The organism is Pseudoalteromonas sp. ND6B, assembly GCF_000764215.1.
GTDB lineage: Bacteria > Pseudomonadota > Gammaproteobacteria > Enterobacterales > Alteromonadaceae > Pseudoalteromonas > Pseudoalteromonas tetraodonis.
In genome coordinates this window covers 1-21,206 of the sequence record NZ_JQFL01000039.1, presented here as the reverse complement: position 1 = coordinate 21,206, position 21,206 = coordinate 1, and the positions used below count along the sequence as shown (strand labels likewise).

At 42.5% G+C, this 21,206-nt stretch carries 13 protein-coding genes and 1 tRNA gene; 13 read left to right on the top strand and 1 reads right to left on the bottom strand.

Going from position 1 to position 21,206, the window contains the following annotated elements:
- Window positions 1-80: 80 nt before the first annotated feature.
- Entirely contained in the window at window positions 81-4,070 is a 3,990-nt protein-coding gene (locus tag ND6B_RS08755; protein WP_033103596.1) for a hybrid sensor histidine kinase/response regulator transcription factor, read from the bottom strand.
- Between the two features lie 165 nt (window positions 4,071-4,235).
- Between ND6B_RS08755 and ND6B_RS08760 the strand changes: the two genes are divergently transcribed.
- The 13 genes from ND6B_RS08760 to tuf all read left to right on the top strand — a co-directional run bounded on the left by ND6B_RS08760 (window position 4,236) and on the right by tuf (window position 21,087).
- A tRNA-Trp gene (locus tag ND6B_RS08760) sits at window positions 4,236-4,312 on the top strand.
- Window positions 4,313-4,442: 130 nt separating this feature from the next.
- On the top strand, window positions 4,443-4,820 hold the full coding sequence (gene secE / locus ND6B_RS08765; RefSeq protein WP_013463843.1) for a preprotein translocase subunit SecE: 378 nt from the start codon (window positions 4,443-4,445) through the stop codon (window positions 4,818-4,820).
- Window positions 4,821-4,824: 4 nt separating this feature from the next.
- A complete protein-coding gene (nusG, locus tag ND6B_RS08770; protein ID WP_013463844.1) occupies window positions 4,825-5,382 on the top strand; it encodes a transcription termination/antitermination protein NusG in 558 nt (185 codons plus the stop codon).
- Window positions 5,383-5,599: 217 nt separating this feature from the next.
- Complete coding sequence (gene rplK, locus ND6B_RS08775; RefSeq protein WP_008108462.1) at window positions 5,600-6,028, top strand: 50S ribosomal protein L11; 429 nt, start codon at window positions 5,600-5,602, stop codon at window positions 6,026-6,028.
- Window positions 6,029-6,032: 4 nt separating this feature from the next.
- On the top strand, window positions 6,033-6,737 hold the full coding sequence (gene rplA, locus ND6B_RS08780) for a 50S ribosomal protein L1 (RefSeq protein WP_013463845.1): 705 nt from the start codon (window positions 6,033-6,035) through the stop codon (window positions 6,735-6,737).
- Window positions 6,738-7,057: 320 nt separating this feature from the next.
- Complete coding sequence (gene rplJ / locus ND6B_RS08785) at window positions 7,058-7,552, top strand: 50S ribosomal protein L10 (RefSeq protein WP_013463846.1); 495 nt, start codon at window positions 7,058-7,060, stop codon at window positions 7,550-7,552.
- Window positions 7,553-7,626: 74 nt separating this feature from the next.
- Window positions 7,627-7,989: a 50S ribosomal protein L7/L12 gene (rplL, locus tag ND6B_RS08790; protein ID WP_013463847.1), complete on the top strand. Its 363-nt coding sequence runs from the start codon at window positions 7,627-7,629 to the stop codon at window positions 7,987-7,989.
- A 269-nt stretch (window positions 7,990-8,258) separates the two neighbouring features.
- Window positions 8,259-12,284 (top strand): DNA-directed RNA polymerase subunit beta, encoded by a 4,026-nt coding sequence (gene rpoB, locus ND6B_RS08795; protein ID WP_024602214.1) that lies wholly within the window; start codon window positions 8,259-8,261, stop codon window positions 12,282-12,284.
- A 104-nt stretch (window positions 12,285-12,388) separates the two neighbouring features.
- Window positions 12,389-16,561 carry a DNA-directed RNA polymerase subunit beta' gene (rpoC, locus tag ND6B_RS08800; protein WP_033103595.1) on the top strand — a complete coding sequence of 1,391 codons (4,173 nt, stop codon included), beginning with the start codon at window positions 12,389-12,391 and terminating at the stop codon, window positions 16,559-16,561.
- A 194-nt stretch (window positions 16,562-16,755) separates the two neighbouring features.
- Window positions 16,756-17,130 (top strand): 30S ribosomal protein S12, encoded by a 375-nt coding sequence (rpsL, locus tag ND6B_RS08805; protein WP_002958885.1) that lies wholly within the window; start codon window positions 16,756-16,758, stop codon window positions 17,128-17,130.
- A 97-nt stretch (window positions 17,131-17,227) separates the two neighbouring features.
- On the top strand, window positions 17,228-17,698 hold the full coding sequence (gene rpsG / locus ND6B_RS08810; protein ID WP_010392135.1) for a 30S ribosomal protein S7: 471 nt from the start codon (window positions 17,228-17,230) through the stop codon (window positions 17,696-17,698).
- 27 nt (window positions 17,699-17,725) lie between these two features.
- The gene (fusA, locus tag ND6B_RS08815; protein WP_013463850.1) at window positions 17,726-19,840 is read left to right on the top strand and encodes an elongation factor G; all 2,115 of its coding nucleotides are present in this window, start codon (window positions 17,726-17,728) and stop codon (window positions 19,838-19,840) included.
- Between the two features lie 62 nt (window positions 19,841-19,902).
- A complete protein-coding gene (gene tuf, locus ND6B_RS08820; RefSeq protein ID WP_013463851.1) occupies window positions 19,903-21,087 on the top strand; it encodes an elongation factor Tu in 1,185 nt (394 codons plus the stop codon).
- Window positions 21,088-21,206 lie beyond the last annotated feature (119 nt).

Genomic DNA, 21,206 nt, shown 5'->3' with positions numbered 1-21,206 from the left:
ATGGCTAATTAAGGTTAATTTAAATAAATCAGTATCTTAAAAATAGTACTTAGGCGAAAGCTTTGAGTACACACGCGAAGCTAATTACTTTTACATGTTTGTGCTTCTCTGTATTGTTTTGGTGTAAGTGAATATTTGGCTTTGAAGCAACGGGCAAAGTAACTTTGAGAACTAAAGCCGGTGTTATCTGCAACTAAACCTATGGTTAAGTCGCTATCAGCTAATAATTTTGCTGCATATTCTAGACGGGTATTGCGAATGTAATCGCTGGGTGTAATGTCAAAAAGTGCTTTCATTTTTAATTGCAGTGCACGAGGGCTCAAACACATTGCACTGGCAAACTCTTCCACGCTAAACAGTTCATTTTGGTAATTTTCACGCAAGATTGTTTTTAAGCGTTCTGTAAACGTGTAATCTTTATTCTGCTCTATTTGTGCATCTAAGGTCACAGCATGTGCTTGGGCTGATAACTGTTTTATTAGGTGCTTATTTAACGCATCACGAATGCCTAATAAGCCATGAACCCGACTTTTTAATAATGATGCTTCAAAGGGTTTACACAGGTAGTCATCGGCCAGCAAATCAAGCCCCTTTATTCGACTGCGACTGTCTGCTTTGGCAGAGAGTAATAAAACAGGGATATGATTAATAGAGATATCTGAGCGAATGGCACTGAGAAGTTGATATCCATCCATCGTAGGCATCATTACATCACTGAGCACTATATCGGGCATTTGAGTTTGGCACAGCACTAGCCCTTCTTCTCCATTATTAGCGGTGAGGCAGGTGTAGTTATCACTAAATAATGAAACCAGTAACTCACGCATTTCCTCGTTATCTTCAACAATGAGTAGTTTTTTGTTGTTTTCTACCAGCATAGTTTGAGAGGACGCTAGTTGTTTATCCGTTAATAAGTTATCTGATTCACACAATGGCAACGTGACTGTAAAACAACTTCCTTTGTTTATTTTACTGGCTAATGAAATTTGCCCGTCGTATTGCTCTACAAGCTGCTTAACCAGAGCGAGACCTATACCACTGCCTGTTTGGTTGTGTGTTGCAATACGAGCAAAGCGTTCAAAAATAAGCGCTTGCTGGTGCTCTTCAATACCAATACCAGTATCAGATACCGTTATAACAACATTATTGTTTGTGTTAGAAAGCGTTAGATTAACGGTTCCATCTGATGGGGTGTATTTAAGTGCATTGGTCAATAAATTATCAATAATAGATAAAGTATGTTTAGTTTCTAAATTTATGTAACTAGGCTGTTGCGTCGTGTCGTTAAAGGAAAAATTAATATTTTTTTGGGCAAACAAAATAGCAAAGTCGTCTACTATTTGCGCTACAAAAGGGCTTAAAGAATAAGCGGATACATACTCTGCAGCCGAACTTGGACGCTGACTTAACTGTAATAACTCATTGATTAAATTAAGAAGGCGGTGCCCGTTGCGCTTAATTATAGAAACTTGTTGTTGTGCTTGAGCACCAAGTTGTTGCTGTTGTAAGTTTTCTACTGGCGCTAAAATTAAGCTCAATGGCGTTTTAAGTTCATGACTAATGTTATCTAAAAATTGGGTCTTTAGTTGATTGAGCTTTCTTTCTTGTTGAATGAGTTGCTCTGCGGTTTTAGCTCGATAGCGTGACGCTAAAATTAACCATGTAATAATCAAAACTATTATAAAATAAGCCGCATAGGCTAATTGCGTTTGCCACCAAGGAGGCGTTACTGTCAGCTTTAGCATAGTGTGAACTTTGCTCCATTGCCCGTATTGATCTTTTACTTTTAATTGTAATTGATAGTTACCTGCACTTAGCTGTGAATAGTTAACTTGTCGTTGGCTTGCATCGGTATAGATAAATTGCTTATCTAAACCATTTAGCTTGTAAGCATACTGGTATTGATTAGCCGATGAAGCGTTATTAATGGCGGCATATTTAAAGCCAATGACCCCTTGGCTGGTTGGAAAAGAGAGTTTTTTAGTATGGTTTATTAGTTTTGCGGGCTGTTTTTTATCTGTTAAGTAGTTTTTTGTTTCACTTGCTTGGTTGTAAATTAATAGCTCAGTTAATACCGGGGTTGGTGCTGAAGTACTCAGTTGCAGTTTACTAGGGTAAAACTGATTAAAGCCATTGATTCCGCCAAAAAATAGCTCGCCATCAGGTGCTTGAAAAGCAGCACCTAAAATAAACGAATTATGCTGCACGCCGTCACGAGGTAAAAAATGCTGCATAGCTTGATTCGTGGGATTATAGCGAGTCAGTCCTTGGTTACTACTTATCCATAAGTGGCCTTTACTATCATCTTTAATGGCAAAAATATTATCGTTTAGTAATCCATCATGCTCAGTAATGTAAGAGATTTTTTGTGTTTTTTTATCAAGGCGGTTTAAACCACCAAAGGTACCCACCCATAGGGTATCGTTATTTTGCAAGTGCAAAGAGGTGACCATATTATGGCTTAAACCAGTCTGCGATGTCTGATCCGAGGGGTAATGAGTAAATGATTCATCCGCCATACTTAGATAGTCTAAACCAGCACGCGTCCCGACCCATAATCCGTTCGCATTTTGATCAAAAAGCAAAGTAAATACGGTATTGTTAGCAAGACTATTAGTCGAGTCGTCGTGCTTGTAATGTTTAACCTCTAAGGTGTCGGGATTAAAGCGTGTTAAACCTTGATTGCTACCTAGCCATAAATTTCCTTTAGGATCGCTCGTTATCGCATAAACACGATCGCTGCTAAGCTGATGGCTTTGCATTGTATAGGCAATAAAATTATCTTCAGTTGGATTGTATTGCAGTAATCCGCCGCCATAAGTGCCAATCCAAAGTCGCTGCTTGTTATCTTCATGCAGGCTAAAGACATTATTATTGGTTAGGCCGCTTTGTAATTTTGAGTTAACTTTATAGTGCTTAAAACCTGTGTCGGTTTGTTTGTTTAAACCGTCACGAGTACCAACCCATAATTGGCCTTGTGTATCTTTGAGTAGAGCGCGAACAAAATTATGACTAATGGTATTGTCATCATCGCTCAAGTGCTGTTGATGCGAAAATTGATTTTGCTTTTTATCATAACGTTGTAACCCATAGCCATCTGTACCAATCCAAATGATACCGAACCGATCTTGATAAAGTGACAATAGGTAATCATTAGCAAGCCCATTTAGTTGCTGCTTATTGTGCGGTATGTGCTGAAAATTATTTTTAGATGTACTTTGCTCTGTTTTGTAAAATAAACCTTTACCATAACTTGTTAGCCACAAGGTATCGGTGTCGTCAACTAAGATATCGGTGATCCATACACCTGCAAACTGAGCAAACTCTAGAAAAGCCTCTGTTTTAGGGTTAAATAGGCTAAGCCCTTGTTTGCTTGCTACTAATAGCTGCCCTTGTGCATTTAATTGCAGCCGCCATAAATTTTTATGACTTCCCGCAATGTGGTTAAAGGTTTTATGCTTTGGGTTAAACTTAATTAATCCTTCGTTGGTTGCTAACCAGACATTTTGTTGTGTATCTATAACACTATCTTGTATGACTGTATTAGCTTGCTCGGGGCTATTATAGCTAAACGACTCTACTTCATTCTTGACTATATTTAGACGCGTTAACTTTCCATGTTCATGGCCTAACCAAATATTATTTAGACTATCTGAAGCCAATGACCAAATGCGATTATCAGTAATAGCCAACTCAGTTTGCGTATTAAAAACCTTAAATTGACCGGTTTGAGTATCAAGTAAGTTTAAACCATTACTGGCGGTAGAAAACCAGATAGCATGTTGATCGGCAGCAAGACAATCGGTGACCCAGTTTCCTGAAATACTAGCCTCAGTAGGGTGAGACTTGAAGCGTTTAAACTCATAACCATCAAAGCGATTAAGACCGCCTTGTGTCGAAAACCAGTGAAACCCTTGCTTGTCAGTGATACTGCAAGTAATCGAATTTTGCGATAACCCCTGTTCACTAGAGTATGTATCTAAGTGAATAGGGCGCGCGACGAGTGCACTGTGAAATAAGCATAAAACGCTTAGAATCACGATTTTGTAAAGTGTATGAAGTAAATGCACCCGCTTCCTTGTGCTATTAATATTCCTAAAAGTGAAACAATCATAAACTGCTTTTTTATTAATGTTAAGTTTGATTTTGAGTGTGGCCAATGAGATTTTAAGTTATGGGTATCTTTTTACTCTTGTGTTAATGAATTGCGTAAGTATAATAGGCATCCACTTTGCAGGGGCGTAGTTCCAATTGGTAGAACAGCGGTCTCCAAAACCGACGGTTGGGAGTTCGAATCTCTCCGCCCCTGCCAATTTTTACAAAGTGAATAAAGTCTAGAACTAAAAATCGGTTTGAGTAAGCTTGTTTTTAAGTTTAGATTTTAATGGATTAACCCTGTCGACGTGCAGGGTTGTTGTGTCTGTAGTTAAGGTAATAATATTATGAGCACGAATATAGAAACACCATCAAGTGGGATGGAGTCAGTAAAGTGGTTAGTAGCAATTGCGCTACTTGCAGGCGCAGTCGTTGGTAATCATATGTTTGCAGATCAGTCTGTATTACTACGTGCTATTGGCGTTGTGGTTGCAATAGCGGCGGGTTTAGCTATTGCTTCGCAAACTTTTAAGGGACGTACCTTCCTTGCTTTTGCTAAAGAAGCGCGTATTGAAGTACGCAAAGTAATTTGGCCAACGCGTCAAGAAACAACGCACACGACATTAATCGTAATGGTTGCAACAGTGATTATGGCACTTATCCTTTGGGGATTAGATGGCATTTTATTCCGCGCTGTAGGCTTTTTAACTGGATTGGAGATCTGATCCCATGTCGGATGAGAATAACGAAAAGAAACTACGTTGGTACGTAGTACAAGCTTTCTCAGGTTATGAGAAGCGTGTTGCTCAAACATTATTAGAGCACATTAAAATCAAAGGCCTAGAAGATAGCTTTGGTGAAGTATTAGTTCCTACTGAAGAAGTAGTTGAGATGCGTGCTGGTCAAAAGCGTAAGTCTGAGCGTAAATTCTTCCCAGGTTACGTATTAGTGCAAATGGATATGAACGATGCAAGCTGGCACTTAGTAAATAGCACTGAACGTGTTATGGGCTTTATTGGTGGCACATCAGACCGTCCTGCACCAATTAGTTCTAAAGAAGCTGATCGCATTCTTAATCGCCTACAAGAAAACGCTGAAGCGCCTAAACCAGCAACATTATTTGAACCAGGTGAAGTGGTTCGTGTTACTGATGGTCCATTTGCTGACTTTAGTGGTGTGGTTGAAGAAGTTGACTACGAAAAGAGCCGTGTAAAAGTATCGGTACTTATTTTTGGTCGTTCTACGCCAGTTGAACTTGAGTTTGGTCAAGTTGAACAAGATAAGTAATTGATTTAAAGCGTTGTGTTAAAAGTTTCTTAATTTTTGGCACGAAGCTTGAAAAAGGCCGCTGATTAACTTATAATCAGCGGCCTTTTTGTATTCAGGGAAAACGTTTGTTTAACTGTTTACTAAAAAGTGAGAAACCAATTTTTAAACTGGGAAGCCGCTAGAGTACGCGTCCTCGCGCGCACAAGGCTAAGACCCACCTAATGAGGTATTTATAATGGCTAAGAAAGTTGAAGCTCTAATCAAGCTACAAGTTGCTGCTGGTATGGCTAACCCTAGTCCTCCAGTAGGTCCAGCACTAGGTCAACACGGTGTAAACATCATGGAATTCTGTAAAGCGTTCAACGCACGTACAGAATCTATCGAAAAAGGCGCTCCAGTTCCTGTAGTGATCTCTGTTTACGGCGACCGTTCATTTACGTTCGACATGAAAACGCCACCGGCTGCTTACTTACTTAAGAAAGCTGCAGGTATCAAATCTGGTTCAGGCCGTCCTAACACTGAAAAAGTAGGCACAGTAACTCGTGCTCAACTTGAAGAAATCGTTGAGACAAAGAAACCAGACCTTACAGCTTCTGATTTAGAAGCTGCGGTTCGCACTATCGCAGGTTCTGCGCGTGCGATGGGCTTGAACGTAGAGGACTAAGATAATGGCTAAATTAACTAAACGTATGCGTACTATCCGCGAAAAAGTGGAAGTAACTAAAGATTACGAAATTAACGAAGCAGTTGCTCTTTTAAAAGAATTAGCGACAGCTAAATTCGTAGAAAGTGTTGACGTTGCTGTTAACCTTGGTATCGATGCTCGTAAATCTGATCAAAACGTTCGTGGTGCGACTGTACTACCTAACGGTACTGGTCGTGACGTTCGTGTTGCTGTATTCACTCAAGGCGCTAATGCAGAAGCTGCAAAAGAAGCCGGTGCTGAATTAGTAGGCATGGAAGATCTTGCTGAACTAGTTAAGAAAGGCGAGATGAATTTTGACGTTGTTGTTGCATCACCAGACGCTATGCGTGTTGTTGGTCAACTAGGTCAAATCTTAGGCCCACGTGGTCTAATGCCAAACCCTAAAACTGGTACTGTAACACCTAACGTTGCAGAAGCAGTTAAAAATGCGAAAGCAGGTCAAGTGCGTTACCGCAATGACAAAAATGGTATCATCCATACTACGATTGGTAAGGTTGATTTCACTGCTGAGCAGTTACAACAAAACCTTGAAGCTCTAATTGTTGCGCTTAAGAAGGCTAAACCTTCTCAAGCTAAAGGTGTTTACTTGAAGAAAGTAACTATCTCTACAACAATGGGCGCAGGTGTTTCAGTTGACCAAAGCACTTTAAGCACAGTTGTTGCTTAATTGAGTGTTTACATGGCGTGAAATTTGTACTATAATTTTGCGCCATTTTGTTGATTAATTTAGTTAATCGCAAAGTAAAGAATTCGGGTTGAAGTCCATAATTTCGAAGCGCCTTTGGGCAACGCGATAAATTGGGCTTCCGTCCAAGACCGTAGGCGGCTTCGGCCTTAATATTACCTACGTAGACGGTGTGAATCCCCAGATAGATTTTTCCTAATCTTCTGGCTCTCGCCGTAAAAAGCATCTCCATCTTTATTGATGGGGAAGAGTAAAACAGGGAAGCCGATAAACGGTAACCCATTAAACCAGGAGTAACACCCATGGCTTTAAATCTTCAAGGCAAAAAAGCAATTGTTGCTGAAGTCAACGAAGCAGCCAATGGTGCTCTTTCTGCAGTTGTTGCAGATTCTCGTGGTGTAACAGTTGGTGCAATCACTGCCCTTCGTAAAGAAGCTCGTGCAAATGGTGTTTGGATGAAAGTTGTCCGTAACACTTTAGCAAAACGTGCTTTTGAAGGTACAGAGTTTGAGTGCCTTTCTGACTCATTAGTTGGTCCAAGCTTAATCGCTTTCTCATCAGAGCACCCAGGTGCTGCTGCGCGTATCTTCTCAGATTTCGCGAAAAAGAATGAGCATTTCGAACTTAAGATGGCCGCTTTTGAAGGTAATGTAGTAGACGCAGCTATGCTTGCAACTCTACCTACATACGACGAAGCTGTTGCACGCTTAATGAGCGCTATGAAAGAAGCGTCTGCTGGCAAATTGTGTAAAACAATTGAAGCAGTACGTGTACAGAAAGAAGAGCAAGCTGCTTAATTTTAAGTTGTTTAATCCCTTTCGGTGTAAATTTATTTGGACCTTAGAGTCCGTTAATTATTAGGAAATTTGTAATGTCTGTAACTAAAGACCAAATCCTTGACGCAATTGCTGAAATGTCAGTAATGGACGTTGTTGCTCTAGTTGAAGCAATGGAAGAAAAATTCGGCGTAACTGCTGCAGCTGCTATGGTAGCAGGTCCTGCTGCTGAAGCTGCTGAAGAGAAAACAGAATTTGACGTAATCCTTACTGGCGCTGGCGCTAATAAAGTTGCGGCAATCAAAGCTGTTCGTGGCGCAACTGGTCTTGGCTTAAAAGAAGCTAAAGCACTTGTTGAAGCTGCTCCAACTCCAGTTAAAGAAGGTATTTCTAAGGAAGAAGCTGAAGCTCTTGCTAAAGAACTTACTGAAGCTGGTGCTGAAGTTGAGGTTAAGTAATCTAGCTTTTGCTAGGTTCGCTGCCTGAGAAATCAGGCAAGGGCTGGTGATTATTTAATCACCGGCCTTTTTGCGCTATAGAGCGACTATTCTTATAGCGCAAATAAAATCTGATTTATTCTTTAATTTCAACGCTTTATAGTTTGCTAGTGTTGAGGTGGGATTAAGTTGGAACAACAGTTAAATGTTGTACATCTTGGCATAGATGCCAGTTAAGTCTGTTCTTACAAGAACAGGTCGGGTCAAAGATCAGCAAGCTGAGGAACCCCATGGCTTACTCTTATTCTGAAAAGAAACGTATCCGTAAGGATTTTGGTAAACGTCCACAAGTTTTGGATATACCTTTCTTACTGTCGACGCAGTTAGAATCGTTTAAAAAATTCTTAGTCCCGGACGCTGATGGCGATCATGGTTTGGAAGCTGCCTTCCGTTCTGTGTTCCCAATTAAAAGCTACTCGGGAAATTCTGAGCTTCAATACGTAAGTTATCGTATTGGTGAGCCAGTATTCGATGTAAAAGAATGTCAAATTCGCGGTGTGACTTATTCTGCTCCACTTCGCGTGAAACTGCGTCTTGTAGTAATGGACAAAGAAGCTCCAGGCACAGTTAAAGACATTAAAGAGCAAGAAGTTTACATGGGCGAAATTCCGCTCATGACCGATACCGGTACTTTTGTAATCAATGGTACAGAGCGTGTTATCGTTTCTCAGCTACACCGTAGCCCTGGTGTATTCTTTGATAACGACCGCGGTAAAACTCACTCGTCAGGTAAAGTGCTTTATAACGCACGCGTAATTCCTTACCGTGGTTCATGGTTAGACTTCGAATTTGATGCAAAAGATAACTTATATGTACGTATTGACCGTCGTCGTAAATTACCGGCGTCTATCATCTTACGTGCACTTGAGTACACGAGTGAAGAAATCCTAGATATCTTCTTCGATACTACTGCGTTTGAAATTGCTGACGGTAAAGTTCTTATGGAACTTGTACCTTCACGTTTACGTGGTGAAACTGCCGCTTTTGATATCAAGAGCGAAGACGGTGAAGTCCTTGTTGAAAGCGGTCGTCGTGTTACGGCTCGCCACATCAAGAGCATCGAGAAAAAAGGCATTAATCAATTAGAAGTACCACATGAGTACATCATTGGCCGTGTATTAGCGAAGAACTATGTTGATGAGTCAACAGGTGAAATCATCGCGACTGCAAATGACGAGCTAACGCTTGAAATGATGGCTGAATTGGTTAAAGCAGGTCACACTACTATTGATACATTATATATCAATGAAGTGGACAGCGGCGCTTACATGTCAAATACATTAAACATTGACTCGTCAAGCAACCGTTTAGAAGCACTAGTAGAAATTTATCGCATGATGCGCCCAGGCGAGCCACCGACGAAAGACGCGGCTGAAGCCTTATTTGAGAACTTATTCTTCTCAGAAGAACGCTATGACTTATCAACAGTAGGTCGTATGAAGTTCAATAGCCGTGTTGGTTACGATTCAGACACAGGCCCTGGCACATTAAGCAAAGAAGACATCGTAGCGGTTATGAAAGTGTTGATTGCTATTCGTAACGGTGTTGGCGATGTTGATGATATAGACCACTTAGGCAACCGTCGTATACGTAGTGTTGGCGAAATGGCTGAGAACCAATTCCGTGTAGGTTTAGTACGTGTAGAACGTGCTGTACGTGAGCGTTTAAGCTTAGGTGACCTAGACGCGATCATGCCACAAGATCTTATTAATGCTAAGCCTATTTCGGCAGCAGTTAAAGAGTTCTTCGGCTCGTCTCAGTTATCACAGTTTATGGACCAAAATAACCCGCTATCAGAAGTAACGCACAAGCGTCGTATTTCTGCATTAGGTCCGGGCGGTCTAACTCGTGAGCGTGCTGGCTTTGAAGTACGTGACGTTCACGTAACTCACTACGGTCGTGTATGTCCAATCGAGACTCCTGAGGGTCCAAACATCGGTCTAATTAACTCATTGTCTACGTATGCACGTACCAATGACTACGGTTTCTTAGAAACACCTTACCGCAAAGTGGTAGACGGTGTAGTAACTGATGAAGTTGATTACCTATCAGCCATTGAAGAAGGTCAGTTTGTTATCGCACAGGCGAACTCAAACTTAACTGAAACCAATGAGTTTGTAGATGAACTTATTCCGTGTCGTCACAAAGGTGAATCAACCTTTATGGGTCGCATGGACCAACAATATATGGATGTATCACCACAACAGGTGATCTCTGTAGCGGCCGCACTTATCCCGTTCCTAGAACACGATGATGCTAACCGTGCATTGATGGGTTCAAACATGCAACGTCAAGCAGTACCAACATTGAAAGCGGACAAACCGTTAGTAGGTACTGGTATTGAGTTAACACTAGCGAAAGACTCTGGTGTAACGATTGTTGCAAAACGTGGTGGTGAAGTAATGTATGCCGACGCAAGTCGCATCGTTGTTAATGTACATGAAGAAGAACGCATTCCTGGTGAAGCGGGCATCGACATCTACAACTTAACCAAGTACACACGTTCTAACCAAAATACATGTATTAACCAAAAACCAACATGCATGGTTGGTGAACCGGTTACTCGTGGCGATGTGTTAGCAGATGGTCCTTCGACTGACTTAGGTGACTTAGCCCTTGGTCAAAACCTTCGCGTGGCTTTCATGCCATGGAACGGTTACAACTTCGAGGATTCAATCTTACTATCAGAGCGCGTAGTTGAAGAAGATCGTCTAACGACTATTCATATTCAAGAACTACAGTGTATTGCCCGTGATACTAAATTAGGCTCAGAAGAGATCACAGCAGATATCCCGAACGTGGGTGAATCTGCACTAGGCAAGCTTGATGAATCAGGTGTTGTATATATTGGTGCTGAAGTTAAAGGCGGTGATATCCTAGTAGGTAAAGTGACTCCGAAAGGCGAAACGCAATTAACACCAGAAGAAAAGCTACTACGTGCTATCTTCGGTGAAAAAGCGTCTGACGTTAAAGACAGCTCTTTACGTGTACCAAACTCTGTAACTGGTACTGTAATCGACGTACAAGTTTTCACCCGTGATGGTGTTGAAAAAGATAAACGTGCGTTAGAAGTTGAAGACATGCAGCTTCGCGAAGCGAAGAAAGACTTCAACGAAGAGTTCCGTATTCTAGAAGCCGGTGTTTTAGACCGTGCACGCAAGTTACTTGTGGCAGCTGGTTTCGATGAAGACAACTTAGCGTCACTGAATGCTGAAAAGTTACTAACTCAAAGCCTTGCTGAAGAAGACAAGCAAGCTGAACTTGAGCAACTAGCTGCACAGTACGATGAGCTTAAAGCTGAATACGATAAGAAGTTTGAAAACAAACGTCGTAAAATTACCCAAGGTGATGACTTAGCACCAGGCGTACTTAAGATTGTTAAAGTATACCTAGCTGTTAAACGTCGTATCCAACCGGGTGATAAAATGGCGGGTCGTCACGGTAACAAAGGTGTTATCTCGACTATCGTACCAGTAGAAGATATGCCATACGATGACAAAGGTCGTACGGTAGATATCGTACTAAATCCACTAGGTGTACCATCACGTATGAACATCGGTCAGATCCTTGAAACACATATGGGTCTAGCTGCACGTGGTATTGGTGAGCGCTTAGAAGAAATGATGAAAGAGCAACGCGAGCTTCATGAGCTACGCGAATTCATCAAACAAGCTTATGAGATCGGTGAATCTCGTCAGGTTGTGGATATTGCTAGTTTCTCTGATGACGAAATTCGTCGTTTAGCTGAAAACTTGAAAGGTGGTTTACCGATTGCTACTCCTGCATTTGATGGCGCGAAAGAAAGCGAAATCAAAGACATGCTAGAGCTAGGCGGCTACCCTAGAAGTGGTCAGGTTACACTTTATGATGGCCGTACTGGCGATCAGTTTGAACGTCAAGTAACTGTAGGTTACATGTACATGCTTAAACTTAACCACTTGGTTGACGATAAGATGCACGCTCGTTCTACTGGTTCTTACAGCCTTGTTACTCAGCAGCCGCTGGGTGGTAAAGCACAGTTCGGTGGCCAGCGTTTTGGTGAGATGGAAGTATGGGCACTTGAAGCTTACGGTGCTGCTTACACGCTACAAGAAATGCTAACAGTGAAATCGGATGACGTGAACGGTCGTACTAAGATGTATAAAAACATCGTTGATGGTAACCATAAAATGGAACCAGGTATGCCAGAATCGTTCAACGTATTGTTGAAAGAAATCCGCTCACTGGGTATCAACATCGAGTTGGAAGAAAATTAAGCCAATTAGATGCTGCAGTTAGCGCTGCAGCATCTGTTATGGCTGAATAGAATGTAGGGACGAGAACATCCGTCCTCAAGATTAACTCCGACAGGAGAGCTAAGGTGAAAGACTTACTTAAGTTTCTGAAGCAACAAAATAAGACCGAAGAATTCGATGCAATTCGCATTGGTCTTGCTTCACCAGACATGGTTCGCTCATGGTCATACGGTGAAGTAAAGAAACCTGAGACTATTAACTACCGTACTTTCAAGCCTGAGCGTGATGGCTTATTCTGTGCCCGTATTTTCGGCCCAGTGAAAGATTATGAGTGTTTATGTGGTAAATATAAACGCCTTAAACACCGTGGTGTGATCTGTGAAAAGTGTGGCGTTGAAGTAACACTCACTAAAGTGCGTCGTGACCGTATGGGTCATATAGAACTGGCAAGTCCAGTTGCGCATATATGGTTTTTAAAATCATTACCGTCACGTATCGGCTTAATGCTTGATATGACGCTTCGTGATATTGAACGTGTTCTTTACTTCGAATCATTCGTAGTAACTGAGCCTGGCATGACAACGCTTGAGCGTGGTCAGCTATTAGGTGAAGAAGAATACCTAGATGCACTTGAAGAGCACGGTGATGAATTTGAAGCGAAGATGGGTGCTGAAGCAGTATTAGACTTACTGCGTGAACTCGATCTTGCTCAATTAATTGCAGAAATGCGTGAAGAGTTACCAACAATTAACTCTGAAACTAAGCGTAAAAAGATCACTAAACGTCTTAAGTTAATGGAATCGTTCCACCAATCAGGTAATAACCCAGAGTGGATGATCATGACAGTACTTCCAGTATTGCCACCTGACTTACGTCCACTAGTACCACTAGACGGTGGTCGTTTTGCGACATCTGATCTAAATGACCTTTACCGTCGTGTTATTAACCGTAATAACCGTCTTAAGCGTCTACTAGATTTAGCTGCACCAGATATTATCGTACGCAACGAAAAACGTATGTTACAAGAAGCGGTTGATGCGCTACTTGATAACGGTCGTCGTGGTCGTGCAATTACAGGTTCTAACAAACGTCCTCTTAAATCGCTTGCTGATATGATCAAAGGTAAGCAAGGTCGTTTCCGTCAGAACTTACTTGGTAAGCGTGTAGATTACTCTGGCCGTTCTGTAATCACGGTTGGTCCTACACTTAAGCTTCATCAGTGTGGTCTTCCTAAGAAGATGGCATTAGAGCTTTTCAAACCATTCATCTATGGCAAATTAGAGCGTCGCGGCATGGCTACGACAATCAAAGCTGCTAAAAAGATGGTTGAGCGTGAAGTAGCGGAAGTATGGGATGTACTAGACGAAGTAATTCGTGAACATCCAGTATTACTTAACCGTGCACCAACACTTCACCGTTTGGGTATCCAAGCGTTTGAACCTGTGCTTATCGAAGGTAAAGCGATTCATTTGCACCCATTAGTATGTGCGGCGTACAACGCCGATTTCGATGGTGACCAAATGGCGGTACACGTACCGCTAACAATTGAAGCGCAACTTGAAGCTCGCGCGTTAATGATGTCTACAAACAACATCTTATCGCCTGCTAATGGTGAGCCAATCATCGTTCCTTCACAGGACGTTGTATTAGGTCTTTATTACATGACGCGTGATCGTATTAACGCGAAAGGCGAAGGCGCCGTATTTAAAGATCCTAAAGAAGCAGAAAAAGCATACCGTAGTTGTAATGCCGACCTTCACGCTATCGTGAAAGTACGTATTAGCCAATCAGTTAAAAACGAAGAAGGTGTTGTTGAAGACACTGTAACCGTAATTGATACTACTGTTGGTCGTGCGATTCTGTCTTTAATTTTACCAAAAGGCATGCCGTATGAGTCAATCAACCAAGCCCTAGGTAAAAAGCAGATTTCTGGCTTAATTAATGAGTGTTACCGTCGTCTTGGTCTAAAAGACACTGTTATGTTTGCTGACCAAATCATGTACACCGGTTTCCACTATGCAATGAAGTCAGGTGTTTCAATTGGTATCGATGACTTAGTTATCCCACCAGTTAAAGCAGCAATCATTGAATCAGCTGAAGCTGAAGTAACTGAAATCAACCAACAATTCCAATCAGGTCTTGTAACGGCTGGTGAAAAGTACAACAAAGTTATCGATATCTGGTCACGTGTAAATGAAAACTTATCACGTGAAATGATGGCCAACTTGTCAAAAGACACGGTTATCAATGCAAAAGGTGAAGAAGTAGAGCAACCGTCATTTAACTCAGTGTTTATGATGGCCGACTCAGGTGCTCGTGGTAGTGCCGCACAGATCCGTCAGCTAGCAGGTATGCGTGGCCTAATGGCACGTCCAGATGGTTCAATCATCGAGACGCCAATCACGGCTAACTTCCGTGAAGGTCTAAACGTACTTCAGTACTTCATCTCAACGCACGGTGCGCGTAAAGGTCTTGCCGATACAGCACTGAAAACAGCGAACTCGGGTTACCTAACGCGTCGTCTAGTAGACGTTGCACAAGATTTGGTAATCAACGAGGACGATTGTGGCACAGAAGATGGCTTAACAATGAAACCGCTAATTGAAGGTGGTGACGTTGTAGAAGCACTTCGCGAACGTGTACTAGGTCGTGTTGTCGCTGAAGACGTTGTGATCCCAGGTACTAATACAGTACTTGTTGAACGTAACATCATGCTTGACGAAAAACTGTGTGACCTTTTAGAAGAGCACTCAGTTGATGAAGTTCGCGTACGTTCAGTTATCACTTGTGATAACGACTTTGGTGTATGTGCTAAGTGTTATGGTCGTGACCTTGCACGTGGTCATATCATCAACGCGGGTGAATCAGTAGGTGTTATCGCAGCTCAATCAATCGGTGAGCCGGGTACACAGCTTACGATGCGTACTTTCCACATCGGTGGTGCGGCATCAAGAGCGTCTGCTGAAAATAATGTACAAGTTAAAACAAACGGTACATTAAAACTTCACAACGCTAAATATGTATTAAATACAGACGGTAAGATTGTTATTACCTCTCGTTCTACCGAGATCACTATCATTGATAGCTATGGTCGTGAGAAAGAGCGTTATAAAGTACCTTACGGTGCGGTATTAACAGTGCAAGACAATGCAGAAGTTCAAGGTAACGACATCGTTGCTACTTGGGACCCGCATAGTCACCCAATCGTTCTTGAGCATAAATCAAAAGTATCGTTCAGCGATATCGATGATTCAAACACTGAAGCACAGACTGACGAACTAACGGGTTTAACTCGTGTAGTTGTTAAAGATCTTGCTAAAGCGAATGCGAAAGAGCCAAAGCTTATCATTGAAAGTGATGAGCGTGGATTGCAAGAAACGCGTCTTCCTTCATTCACTACGATTGAAGTAACAGACGGCGCGACTGCAAACCCAGGTGACGTATTAGCACGTATTCCGCAAGAAGGTTCGAAAACTCGTGATATCACGGGTGGTCTACCACGCGTAGCTGACTTATTTGAAGCACGTAAGCCGAAAGATCCAGCTATCTTAGCTGAAATCACCGGTACGATTAGCTTCGGTAAAGAGACTAAAGGTAAGAAACGTTTAGTTATTACACCAGCTGAAGGCGATCATTACGAAGAAATGATTCCTAAGTGGCGTCAACTTAACGTGTTTGAAGGTGAACAAGTGTCTAAAGGTGAAGTTATCGCCGATGGTCCAGAATCACCGCATGACATCTTACGCCTACGTGGTGTGACTCATGTTGCTAATTACATTGTTAACGAAGTGCAAGAGGTTTACCGTTTGCAGGGCGTTAAGATCAATGATAAGCACATTGAAACTATTATTCGTCAAATGCTACGTAAATGTATCATTCTAGACGGTGGTGATACTGAGTTCTTAGCCGGTGAGCAAATTGAAGTGGCACGCGTTAATATCGCAAACCGCGACCTTGAAGCTCAAGGTAAGATCCCAGCTAAGTTTGAAATCCAGTTAATGGGTATCACAAAAGCATCACTAGCGACAGAATCTTTCATCTCAGCAGCCTCGTTCCAGGAGACAACTCGTGTCCTAACAGAAGCCGCTGTAAATGGTAAGAGCGATGAACTACGCGGTCTGAAAGAAAACGTAATTGTGGGTCGATTGATCCCAGCCGGTACCGGTTTTGCGTATCATCAAGAGCGTATGGCTCGTCGTAAGCAAAAAGACGTTGTTGAAGAGCAAACGGTAAGTGCGGAAGAGGCAACTCAAGCACTCACTGATGCTTTAAACGCGGATTTATCTGGAAATCAATAAACCGAATCTAATCAATAGATTAGAGTTTCACAAGGCAGTTATCTACTGCCTTGTGAGCGGTTTAGGTTGACAGGTCAATCTTTGCTCATTAAAATTCCGCCACCCATTTACTTGCACGTTTAAAACATGCTGGTAAAACAAGGGCGGATTTTTTATTTTTTTCAGTAGTAATTTTAATTTCAGGAGCTATTTAAATGGCAACTATTAACCAGCTAGTGCGTAAGCCACGTCGTAGCAAGGTTACTAAAAGTAACTCAGCTGCGCTTAAAGCGTGTCCGCAAAAGCGTGGTGTATGTACTCGCGTATATACAACTACACCTAAGAAACCAAACTCGGCGTTACGTAAAGTAGCTCGTGTACGTTTAACTAACGGTTTCGAAGTAACTTCATACATCGGTGGTGAAGGTCATAACCTTCAAGAGCACAGTGTAATCCTAATCCGTGGTGGTCGTGTTAAAGATTTACCAGGTGTGCGTTTTCACACTGTACGTGGTGCACTTGACTGTGCAGGCGTTAGCGACCGTCGTCAAGCTCGTTCTAAATACGGTGCAAAACGCCCTAAAGGCTAATTGTTTTCCGTTAGTAAGGCCAAGCACTAAATATTATTAATTATTGTTTTGGGTGATTGACTCGAAAGAGCAAACCTGAATAAACCGGAGATACAAAATGCCTAGAAGACGCGTAATAGGTCAACGTAAAATTCTTCCAGATCCTAAGTTCGGATCGGAACTTCTTGCTAAGTTCGTTAACATCGTAATGTTAGACGGCAAGAAATCTACTGCTGAAAAAATCGTTTATGGTGCGCTAGACGTGGCTGCTGAGAAATCAGGCAAGTCGCACCTAGAAATCTTTGAAACTGCACTTGATAACATCCGTCCACAGGTAGAGGTTAAATCTCGCCGTGTTGGTGGTTCAACTTATCAAGTACCAGTTGAAGTACGTCCAGTACGTCGCAACGCATTAGGTATGCGTTGGTTAGTAGACGCTGCACGTAAGCGTGGCGAAAAATCTATGGGCTTACGTTTAGCTCAAGAAATCGTTGACGCTGCTGACAACAAAGGCACTGCGGTTAAGAAACGTGAAGACGTTCACCGTATGGCTGAAGCGAATAAAGCATTCGCTCATTACCGTTGGTAATCTGTCCTTAACCTTTAAGAGGATTTTATGGCACGTACAACTCCACTTGAGCGTTACCGCAATATCGGTATTTGTGCTCACGTAGATGCAGGCAAAACCACCACAACAGAACGTGTTCTGTTCTACACAGGTCTTTCTCATAAGATCGGTGAAGTACATGATGGCGCCGCAACTATGGATTGGATGGAGCAGGAACAAGAGCGTGGTATCACAATCACTTCTGCTGCAACAACGTGTTTCTGGAAAGGGATGGACGCGCAATTTGACGACCATCGCATCAATATCATTGATACCCCAGGACACGTAGATTTCACTATCGAAGTAGAGCGTTCTTTACGTGTACTAGATGGTGCGGTAGTTGTTCTTTGTGCTTCATCTGGTGTACAGCCGCAAACTGAGACAGTTTGGCGTCAAGCGAACAAATACGAAGTTCCGAGAATGATCTTCGTAAATAAAATGGATCGCACAGGCGCTGACTTCTTAACGGTTGTCGGCCAGGTGAAATCTCGTCTTGGAGCAACGCCTGTTCCAGTCCAGTTGCCAATTGGCGCTGAAGACGACTTTAAAGGTGTTATTGACCTTATTAAAATGAAAGCTATTAACTGGAATGATGAAGACCAGGGTATGACTTTCTCTTATGAGGCAATACCGGCAGAACTTCAGGATTTAGCTGAAGAATGGCGCTCTCATTTAGTTGAAAGCGCTGCTGAAGCCTCTGAAGAACTAATGGATAAATACTTAGAAGGTGAAGAGTTAAGCGAAGCAGAAATTAAAAATGCTTTGCGTCAACGCACATTAGCGAACGAAATTGTTCCCATGACCTGTGGTAGTGCATTTAAAAACAAAGGCGTTCAAGCTGTGCTTGATTGCGTTGTTGAATACATGCCATCACCCACACAAGTGAAACAAATCCAAGGTATCCTCGAAGATGGTACCGAGGAAGAGCGTCCTGCTGATGATAAAGCGCCGTTTGCTGCACTTGCTTTTAAGATTGCAACAGACCCGTTTGTTGGCACCTTGACCTTTTTCCGTGTTTACTCTGGTACTGTTAAACAGGGTGACGCGGTATATAACCCAGTAAAAAGTAAGCGTGAGCGTCTTGGTCGTATCGTTCAGATGCATTCAAACTCACGTGAAGAGATCAAAGAAGTCTACGCAGGCGACATCGCGGCGGCTATTGGTCTCAAAGACGTAACAACAGGCGAGACACTGTGTGATCCGAATTCTATTATTACGCTAGAGCGTATGGAATTCCCAGAACCAGTTATCTCTGTTGCGGTTGAGCCTCGCACAATCGCTGACCAGGATAAAATGGGTATCGCGCTAGGTAAACTAGCGGCAGAAGATCCATCTTTCCGCGTACAAACTGACGAAGAATCAGGCCAGACGATTATCTCTGGCATGGGTGAACTTCACCTTGATATCATTGTCGACCGTATGAAACGTGAATTCAGTGTTGAATGTAACGTTGGTAAGCCGCAGGTTGCATACCGAGAAGCTATTCGTTCAACTGTTGAAGTTGAAGGGAAGTTTATACGTCAATCAGGTGGTCGTGGTCAATATGGTCACGTCTGGCTTAAACTTGAACCGATGGATATTTCGGATGATGAAGCCCCAATTTACGAGTTCGTTAACGAAACCGTAGGTGGGTCAGTTCCGAAAGAATACATCCCTGCGGTAGACAAAGGTATCCAAGAGCAAATGGCTCAAGGTGTACTGGCAGGCTACCCATTACTTGGCGTGAAAGCGACTTTATATGATGGTTCATTCCATGATGTAGATTCGAATGAAATGGCATTTAAAATAGCAGGTTCACTCGCTATGAAGCAAGGTGCGCTAGATGCAAACCCTGCTTTATTAGAGCCAGTAATGAAGGTTGAAGTACTCACTCCTGAAGCAAACATGGGTGATGTAGTTGGCGACCTAAACCGTCGTCGCGGCATGATCGAAGGCATGGAAGATGCACTTGGTGGACTTAAGCAAATTAATGCTCAGGTTCCGTTATCTGAAATGTTTGGTTATGCGACTGCTTTACGATCTGCAACACAGGGCCGTGCCTCATACTCTATGGAGTTTTTGAAGTACGCTGAAGCCTCTAAACAGGTTGCAGATACAATAATTTCAGCTCGCGCTGTTATATGATTTTAGCTTGTCTGGCTCAATACTGAGTCAGGCTTTAATTTCTTTATTAGGAATTTTTTAAGATGGCAAAAGAAAAGTTTGAACGCGTAAAACCGCACGTAAACGTTGGTACAATCGGCCACGTTGACCACGGTAAAACTACACTAACTGCAGCAATCACTAACGTACTTGCAAAAGTATACGGCGGTGTTGCTAAAGATTTCGCATCAATCGATAACGCTCCAGAAGAGCGCGAGCGTGGTATCACAATCTCAACTTCACACGTTGAGTACGATACTCCTACTCGTCACTACGCACACGTAGATTGTCCTGGTCACGCCGATTATGTTAAAAACATGATCACTGGTGCTGCTCAAATGGACGGCGCTATCTTAGTAGTTGCTGCGACTGACGGTCCTATGCCACAAACTCGTGAGCACATCCTACTTTCTCGCCAAGTTGGCGTTCCTTACATCGTTGTATTCATGAACAAATGTGACATGGTTGATGATGAAGAGCTACTTGAGCTAGTAGAAATGGAAGTTCGTGAACTTCTTTCTGAATACGACTTCCCAGGTGATGACTTACCACTAATTCAAGGTTCTGCACTTAAAGCACTTGAAGGCGAAGAGCAATGGGAAGCTAAAATCGTAGAGCTTGCAGAAGCACTAGATACTTACATTCCAGAGCCAGAGCGTGACATCGATAAGCCATTCATCATGCCTATCGAAGACGTTTTCTCAATCCAAGGTCGTGGTACTGTTGTAACTGGCCGTGTTGAAGCTGGTATCATCAACGTGAACGACGAAGTTGAAATCGTTGGTATCAAAGAGACGACTAAGTCTACTTGTACTGGTGTTGAGATGTTCCGTAAGCTTCTTGACGAAGGTCGTGCTGGTGAGAACATTGGTGCACTTTTACGTGGTACTAAGCGTGAAGACGTTGAACGTGGTCAAGTACTAGCTAAGCCTGGTTCAATCAAGCCACACACTACATTCACTTCAGAAGTATACGTACTTTCGAAAGATGAAGGTGGTCGTCATACTCCATTCTTCAAAGGTTACCGTCCACAGTTCTACTTCCGTACAACTGACGTAACAGGTGACGTACAGTTACCAGAAGGCGTAGAAATGGTAATGCCTGGTGATAACGTTAAGATGACTGTAACGCTAATCGCGCCAATCGCGATGGACGAAGGTCTTCGTTTCGCTATCCGTGAAGGTGGCCGTACTGTAGGTGCTGGTGTTGTAGCAACTATCGTAGAGTAATAATTAACGTTTAAGTTAATTGTTAGAAAAAGGTCACTTAGGTGGCCTTTTTTAATGGCTGCGATTTACATCATGTGAAGGTGGCGCAGTTACCTTAGGCGTAGGTGCTTTGTAGCAAC